General features: G+C 50.5%; 7 protein-coding genes. 1 reads left to right on the top strand and 6 read right to left on the bottom strand.

Features of this window, described 5'->3' with window-relative positions:
* The 6 genes from HY879_07450 to HY879_07425 form a co-directional block, all read right to left on the bottom strand.
* A partial coding sequence (locus HY879_07450) for a U32 family peptidase (protein ID MBI5603174.1) occupies positions 1–962 on the bottom strand: 962 nt, incomplete at its 3' end.
* Positions 959–2,065, bottom strand: coding sequence for a rod shape-determining protein RodA (gene rodA, locus HY879_07445; protein ID MBI5603173.1), 1,107 nt, complete (start codon positions 2,063–2,065; stop codon positions 959–961). The genes HY879_07450 and rodA, both read right to left, overlap by 4 nt.
* Entirely contained in the window at positions 2,058–3,920 is a 1,863-nt protein-coding gene (gene mrdA / locus HY879_07440; GenBank protein ID MBI5603172.1) for a penicillin-binding protein 2, read from the bottom strand. Before mrdA ends, rodA begins: the two co-directional genes overlap by 8 nt.
* The gene (locus HY879_07435) at positions 3,920–4,414 is read right to left on the bottom strand and encodes a hypothetical protein (GenBank protein ID MBI5603171.1); all 495 of its coding nucleotides are present in this window, start codon (positions 4,412–4,414) and stop codon (positions 3,920–3,922) included. Before HY879_07435 ends, mrdA begins: the two co-directional genes overlap by 1 nt.
* On the bottom strand, positions 4,407–5,255 hold the full coding sequence (mreC, locus tag HY879_07430; protein ID MBI5603170.1) for a rod shape-determining protein MreC: 849 nt from the start codon (positions 5,253–5,255) through the stop codon (positions 4,407–4,409). The genes HY879_07435 and mreC overlap by 8 nt, the downstream gene beginning before the upstream one ends.
* 164 nt (positions 5,256–5,419) lie before the next feature.
* On the bottom strand, positions 5,420–6,454 hold the full coding sequence (locus HY879_07425; protein MBI5603169.1) for a rod shape-determining protein: 1,035 nt from the start codon (positions 6,452–6,454) through the stop codon (positions 5,420–5,422).
* Between the two features lie 331 nt (positions 6,455–6,785).
* Between HY879_07425 and HY879_07420 the strand changes: the two genes are divergently transcribed.
* Positions 6,786–7,538 (top strand): hypothetical protein, encoded by a 753-nt coding sequence (locus tag HY879_07420; protein MBI5603168.1) that lies wholly within the window; start codon positions 6,786–6,788, stop codon positions 7,536–7,538.
* Positions 7,539–7,821: the final 283 nt, after the last annotated feature.

Genomic DNA, 7,821 nt, shown 5'->3' with positions numbered 1-7,821 from the left:
TCCCCGGATACCGGACCCAGTAAGAGTCCGGACCCGGTCGGTTGATCCAGTTGAATGGGATTTTGGGGCCGCTGGGAAAGTATCCGGTAATGGGTGCCGGTCCGGCCCAGGGCCCTGGTCAAAAGGGATAGGGCTTCTTTGCGAAGCTTCGGATCCTGGTGATGATCCCGGAACATTTTATAGGCCAGGACCAGGTAATAGACATAATGGGGGCCTTTTTTACGCCCTTCGATCTTCCAGGCCTTGATGGCCGGAATCCCCAGAAGGGGCTTAACCAGCACATCCAGGCTGAGATCCTGGCAGGAAAAAACCCTTTGTGCCGGGCCGTTCTGACGGTAGAGACGCCGGCAGGGCTGGACACATCTTCCTCTCAGGCCGCTTTTCCCGCCCAAAAAACTGCTCCAATAACAGCGGCCGGACACCCCGTAACACAAGGCCCCGTGAATAAAGACCTCCAGGGCGAGCCCGGCCGGGCATTGACCGGCCACCTGTTTGATTTCATCGATAGTCAGTTCCCGGGGGAGAATGACCCGGCTGACACCGGGAATACGGCTGATCAGAGGCAAGGCAGCCCCGAAACTGATATTGGCCAGGGTGGAGAGGTGCAGCTCACCGGAATAGCCGGTCTGCCGGGCCAGTTCTATGGAGGCCAGATCCTGGATAATCAGGGCATCGGGATGGACCAGGCGGTTAAGATCATCCATAAATTTTCCGGCCTGGCTGAGCTCATCGGGTTTGATCAGGCTATTGAGGGTAACGTACACCTGGGAGCCCTTGGCATGGGCCAGATCGGTCAGCCCGGCCAGTTCTTCCAGGATAAAATTTTTGGCCTCCATACGGGCGGAAAGCTGTTTCAAACCGCAATAAATCGCCTCGGCCCCGGCGGCCAGGGCGGCCAGGAAACTGGCTTTATTGCCGGCCGGCGCCAGAATCAGCGGGACTTGGGGGGATGAATCCTTCATGACTGAATGATAAAGCGACGCATGTTGATGTTTAAGAGTATCCCGATCCCGATCAGGCTGGCAATAATCGAAGAGCCCCCATAGCTGATAAAGGGCAGAGGGACCCCCACCACCGGCACCAGGCCCACCACCATGCCCATATTGATCAGGCTTTGCCAGAAAAATATGGCACTGATCCCCAAAGCCAGGACCATGGCAAACCGGTCTTTGGATTGGCGGGCGACATTCAGGGCCTGTAAAACCAATAGCAGGAAAAGGGTGACCACCACCATGGACCCTACAAACCCCCATTCCTCGGCCAGGACCGAAAGAGCAAAATCGGTATGCTGTTCCGGCAGAAAACGGAGCTGTCCCTGGGTACCCTTTAGAAACCCCCTGCCCCAAAACCCCCCTGAACCGACGGCGATTTTGGATTGGATGATGTGATAGCCGGCCCCCAAAGGATCGGATTCGGGTTGAAGAAAAATAAGGATCCTCTTTTTTTGATAATCTCTCAGGAAATACCAGAATAAAGGCAGAGACAGGACCACCCCTCCAATGGAAATAAACAAGGTCTTCCATTCCACGCCTAAAAAAAGGAATACGGTGATGCTGAGCAATAATAACAACAGGGCCGTTCCCAGATCCGGTTGTCTGAGGATCAAAAGGGCCGGCAACAGGACCATTCCAAAGGGGAGATAGAGGTCTCCGAACCGGTAGCGGTGATTGATTTCATTATTGAAAAAAAATTTGGCCAGGGCAAGGATTAATGAAATCTTGACCAGCTCCGAAGGTTGGAAGGAAAAAGAAGCCACGGTCAACCAGCGCTGGGAACCGGAAATCGAACGGCCGAAGATCAACACCCCGATCAATAATAAGATAGAGATCCAATATAAGGGATAGGCCACGGAAAGCAATAGATGATAATCAAAAAAGAGGATAACCAATAACAAGAAGAAGCCGAACCCGGCCCAATAAAGCTGTTTTTGATAAAAGGGGGCCCCGGTCCCCCCGGCGTCCTGAAAGGTGGCGGAATAGAGATTGGCCACCCCAATGGCTATCAAGATTAAAACCAGGGAAAGGAGGGGCCAATCCACATTCTGAAGAAACCGGCGATCAATCAAGGTTTTTTTCCTCAACAAGGGCTTCGGATTGGGCCTGGGGGGCCGGTGGGCTTGCCACCCTGGGGGGAAGATGGAAATAGGCCTCTAAGACCTTGCGGGCAACAGGGGCCGCAGCCTCGCCGCCATGTCCTCCATGCTCCATTAATATGGCCATGGCCAATTGGGGAGACTCCAAAGGGGCAAAGGCCACAAACCAGGCATGGTCCCTGCCTCCCCGTTTCCCCAGGGCAACGACCTGGGCCGTCCCTGTTTTTCCGGCCGCCACCAGGCCCACGAGACGGGCCGCCCCCCCGGTCCCGCCGGGTTCATTGATGACACCGGCCATGGCCTGACGAATTAACCGGAGATGCTCCGGATTGACCGGAATCTGCCTGACCTGTTGGGGAACGAAGGCCTTGATTAAACGCCCTTCGGGAGAAACAATGCGTTTTACCAGATAAGGGCGAAACACCTTACCGCCATTGGCAATGGTGGCGGTGATGGAGGCCATCTGGAGGGGAGTAGTCAGATTATAGCCCTGCCCGATAGCCAGAGACAGGGTCTCCCCCGGCTGCCAGGCCGTTTTGTATCGCCCGAGTTTCCACAAAGCGGTTGGGATAAGGCCCCCTTTTTCAGGATATAAGGAGATCCCTGTCGGCTCCCCCAACCCCAACATATGGGCATAGCGGGCCAGCCGGTCTACACCCAACCGGATACCCACATTGTAAAAATAGACATCGCAGGACTGGACAATGGCCTTGTGGAGATTGACCGATCCATGTCCCCCCTTCCGCCAACAGTGAAATACCCGCTTTCCAAATGGCAAGGCCCCATTGCAATAAAACGGGGTTTCCGGAGTAATTACCTTCTCCTCCAATCCGGCCAGGGCGGTAACCATTTTATAGGTCGACCCCGGAGGATATTGCCCCTGAATGGCTCTGTTTTGAAAAGGCTTATAGGGGTCGGCAAAGAGGGCGTTCCACTCCATCGTCGAGAGCTTCCGGGTGAACGAGGAAGGGTCAAAGGCCGGGGAACTATACATGGCCAGGACCTCTCCGGTGTCCGGTTTAAGTACCACAGCCGCCCCCGGTTTCCCCTTCATGGCTTCCTGGATTACTTTTTGAATATCCCAATCCAGGCTGGTCTCCAGGTTATTTCCGGATAGCGGTTCCTGGACACTGAGCAACTGGACCTCCTGTCCGGTTGCGTCCACTTCCAGAAACCGCCCCCCTTTTTTTCCCCCCAAGACCTGCTGCCATTCCTTTTCCAACCCCCACTGGCCGATAAAATCCCCCATCTTGTTTTCGGGATATTGACCGCTTTTAAGCTGTTTTGGGGTGATCTCTCCCTGATAGCCGATCACATGGGGAGCGACCGGTCCCAGGGGGTAGTTTCGTTGAGGACTGACTTCGATATAGACTCCGGGCATGAGATATTTAAAAGACTCGAGGCGCCCCAATTCGTCTTCGGTTATATCCAATTTGATCGGTATGGGGTGGATCGGATTCATCTTTTTCTGGGCCAGACGCTGTTCAACCTGTTCTTGCTCCAAGTCGAGAAGCTTGCAAAGCTGTTCTTTGAGAACCTCCCAGTTTTTAACATCGTCGGGAATGACATACAGATTAAAAGAAGGCCGGGAATTTACCAGCCTGATCCCTTTTCGGTCAAAAATGATCCCCCGGGCCGGAGGAATGCTCAGGATCCGGATACGGTTGTTTTCCGATAATTTTTTAAAATAAGGGCCCTTGGCGATTTGAAGATACCATAAACGTCCTGCCAGGCCGAAAAAGACCGCGATGATAAGACAAAGGGCAATAAAAAATTGTCTTGGGAGATCGGCTGGCTCTTCTTTTTCAAAAAAGGTGTATCGGGACATCAAATCAAAGAGGGCTTTTTCCGAAAAATGGCTTTAAAAATAAAAAACACCGGCAGACTGACCAGCATGGTGATGAGGGCTTGTTCGACAACCAGCAACAACTGGGTCCGACTGAATTCCAATCCCCTGAAAAGAGATAGAAAAAGATGACCTATAAACCCATAGAAAATTTGAAACAGCAGGACTGCGGTCACGGCAAAGGCCGGGGACCTTATTTCGGTTCGGGTTCCAAGAAAAAAGAAAACCCAAAATATAAGCGGGTATAAGATCATAGCCGTTCCCGGCATGCCCCAGGACAGAAGATCGACCATCATGCCCAAAAAGATGCTCAGAACCAATCCCAGCCCCAATCTTTCCAGGGTCCCTAAAAAAATCACCAATATGAAAAGCAAATCGAAACGGAAGGGATTGATCCAGTCTACAGCCAGCCAGGTAGACTGGAGGACCAGGAAGAGCAGGCCCAGGAGCCCGAACAGCAGGAAATCCTTAACCATCTTGAGAGGCCTCCTGGTCCGGGATGGGCGGTCTTTTTTGAAGAATCTGAACCTCTTCGATCTGCGACAGTTTGCATTCCGGAACAACTTCAATGAAAAGAAAATTGCCCTTTGCCTGAGAATCTACCTTAAGGACCCGGCCCAGGATCAACCCCTTCGGATAGAGTTGATCCAAACCAGAGGTTATCATGATATCACCGGCTTTAATATCTTCTGTTCGGGGCACATACTTAACCTGGCAATTCCCTCCTCCCGGAATACCGGTCAAAATTCCACGCACCCTGGTGCGTTGGGAAAGGCAATCCACGGCGAAGCTCGGGTCATTTAATAAGAGAACTTTGGAAAAATGACCGGAAGTCTTCTCCAGTCTTCCAACCACCCCCTCGGGGAGGAGGACGGGCATTCCTCGGACCAAGCCGTCTTTTCGGCCCTTATTGATAAAAAAGGCCTGCAGAAAGGGGCTCGGGCTTTTTCCCACCACTTCGGCCACCACCAAAGGGCCGGGAATCTCTCTTTTAAGCTGCAGCAGTTTCGTGAGCCGCTCATGGGCCGAACCCATTTCCCTTAATTGAATGTTTTCCTGTTTCAGTTGGTCCAGTTGTTTCTTGAGACGGGCGTTTTCCCTTTGGGTTTCGGTCAGGGAAATATAGTGGTTCCAACGGGATTCGACGCCTGTTTTGATGGAAGTAAAAAACGAGAAGACCGGCAGGATGCCATCTACCAGGGAACTTTCCACTAGAAAATAGTCTCGTCCGGTCTGAGAAAAGGATGAAAAAATAGCCAGACCGGCCAACAAGGCCAGCCAGACCATGAGAACGTTTCGAAGTTTTTTTAAAAACACACGAGGTCCCTCTCACTTTGAGGCTCCCTCTCTGCCTTGATGGATCTTAGATGGAAGGGCGCTTCAAGGGTAAGGAATGTTATCCATATCGGCTCGCTGCTCCGGTCCCGTTTCAAGCCGGACAGCGATGGAAAGGCCCATTTCCCTTTCACGGGAAAAGTCTCTTAGGATATAGAAACCTCCTTTAATAACTCGATATTTTCCAGGGTCATCCCGGAACCCAAGACTACTGCTGACAGGGGGTCTTCGGCTATAGTGATCGGCAGTCCGGTTTCTTCCCGCAACAGGACATCTAAATTTTTAAGGAGGGCCCCGCCTCCGGTCAGAAAAATCCCCCGGTCGACGATATCGGCAGCCAGTTCCGGTGGGGTTTGTTCCAGGGCCAGCTTAACGACCTCGATGATCGTATCGATCTGCTCGGAAATGGCCAGGCGGACCTCTTCCGAATCGATCGTCAAGGTCTTGGGTATCCCGGAAACCAGGTCTCTCCCTTTGACTTCAATCGATTCCGGTTCATCCTGGGGATAGGCGGTTCCAATAGTGGTCTTGATGACCTCGGCCGTCCTTTCCCCGATCAATAAATTGTATTTTCTCTTGACATATTGCAGGATGGATTCGTCTATCTTGTCTCCTCCCACCCGGACCGACTTACTGAAAACAATACCGGCCAGTGAAATGACCGCCACCTCCGTGGTTCCGCCCCCAATGTCCACCACCATATTACTGGTCGGTTCGGTAATCGGTAACCCGGCCCCGATGGCCGCTGCCATGGGTTCCTCAATCAGATAGACCTCCCGGGCCCCGGCGGACTCGGCCGATTCCCGGACCGCCCTTTTTTCAACCTGGGTGATACCGGATGGCACACAAATGATGATGCGGGGCCGGATTAAGGTCCTGCGATTGTGGACCTTCCGGATAAAATGGCGCAGCATGGCTTCGGTGACTTCAAAATCGGCAATGACACCGTCTTTCATGGGCCGTATGGCGATGATATTACCGGGGGTTCGTCCGAGCATCAACTTGGCCTCTTTTCCGACGGCCAGGACCTTGTTATAACCTTTGTTATCCCTACGAACCGCCACGACCGATGGTTCGCTTAAAACAATGCCTCGGCCTTTGACATAAACCAGGGTATTGGCGGTTCCCAGATCAATGGCCAAATCATTGGAGAAAATTCCCAGGAGAGGATCTAAAAACATAGTTGCTCCTTAAGTAAAAAAATAAAGTAATTTAAAAGAATATCAACTTTTTCCGTAAAGTTCAAGTTTTTTAACGGGTCGTTCAGGAGTCCCGGTCCCCAGAGGGCTCGCCTTCCCATTGGATGATTTTTTTGAGGATAAATTGAAAGAATACGCTATAATAGGAAATTAGTAGTTAGCGATCCGGATTAGTCAACCTATTACAGCAAAAGGGTTTGCTGAAAGCCAGAGTTCGGATTGAAGATGACTCATTAAAGGGATTTTGGGGGTTTATTCTGGATTCTGACTTCTGGATTCTAATCACGGCTGACCGCTCCATAAAGATTGGATCATGAAACGCTATCGTTGGGAATTATTGTTGGGCGCCGGATTTTTAGGTTTGTCGTCCTTTTTCTACCTGGTCCAAATCGGAATTTTTCAAACGCCCCGTGACACCTTCTTCTATTTATTCCAGGACCTGGCCTTTGTCCCCATCCAGGTCTTGCTGGTTACCCTGATTATCAATCAATTACTGACGGTCCGGGAAAAACGGAATCTGATCAAAAAGTTGAATATGGTCATCGGGGTATATTTTTCGGAAGTGGGAACGGATTTATTAAGGCTTTTTTATCAGTTTGAACCGAATGCCCAAGCCATAAAACAGGAATTGATTATCGATCATCACTGGTCGGGGAAGCGTTTTTCTTCTCAGGCCAGGGCCTTTCGGCAATTCGATTATCAAATCCATATCGATCCGGGGTCTTTATTGGAGCTGAAAACCTTCCTATTGGATAAGCGACCGTTTTTGCTCAGTCTTTTGGAAAATCCAAATTTATTGGAGCACGATTCCTTTACCGATCTGCTTTTAGCGGTCTTTCATGTCACCGATGAATTGGCCTCCCGGCCTTCTTTGATCGACTTGCCCAAAACCGACCTGGCCCATCTGAAGGGGGACATCAAACGGGCCATGGGGCTGTTGATTTCAGAATGGTTGTTTTATCTAAAACATTTAAAAGAGGATTACCCTTATCTGTATTCTCTGGAGATCAGAAAAAACCCCTTTGATCCCCAGGCCTCGGCCGTTATCCGGGATCCGGACGAATGAAAGACAAACTAAGCCCTCATGCCCCTTGGGGGCGCCACGAATTATGAAAATGGTTTACTCCGAACTCTAAATTCCGAACTTATTTCCGAATAAAATTGGATTGACTGTGATTTCATCGGATTAAATAAACAACAATGCACAAATAATTGTGCATTGTTAATTTGTTTTTGTGCTGATAAATATTTTATTTGAACTCTCTAAAATATAACTAATTGATTTTTAAAAATAATAAATCTTGATCTCTTGTGGAATAGATTTTGCTGTAAAAAAAGTTGCCCAAAAC

This window comes from Deltaproteobacteria bacterium (genome assembly GCA_016219225.1).
Lineage (GTDB): Bacteria > Desulfobacterota > RBG-13-43-22 > RBG-13-43-22 > RBG-13-43-22 > RBG-13-43-22.
Note: the sequence above shows the minus strand (reverse complement) of the source record. Positions and strands in the feature narration are given on the sequence as shown.

What these genes read in the sequence shown, in the direction of transcription:
- mrdA (MBI5603172.1), bottom strand. Translation starts at nt 3,920, where the DNA reads ATGTCCCGATACACCTTTTTTGAAAAAGAAGAGCCAGCCGATCTCCCA.
- HY879_07435 (MBI5603171.1), bottom strand. Translation starts at nt 4,414, where the DNA reads ATGGTTAAGGATTTCCTGCTGTTCGGGCTCCTGGGCCTGCTCTTCCTG.
- HY879_07425 (MBI5603169.1), bottom strand. Translation starts at nt 6,454, where the DNA reads ATGTTTTTAGATCCTCTCCTGGGAATTTTCTCCAATGATTTGGCCATT.
- HY879_07420 (MBI5603168.1), top strand. Translation starts at nt 6,786, where the DNA reads ATGAAACGCTATCGTTGGGAATTATTGTTGGGCGCCGGATTTTTAGGT.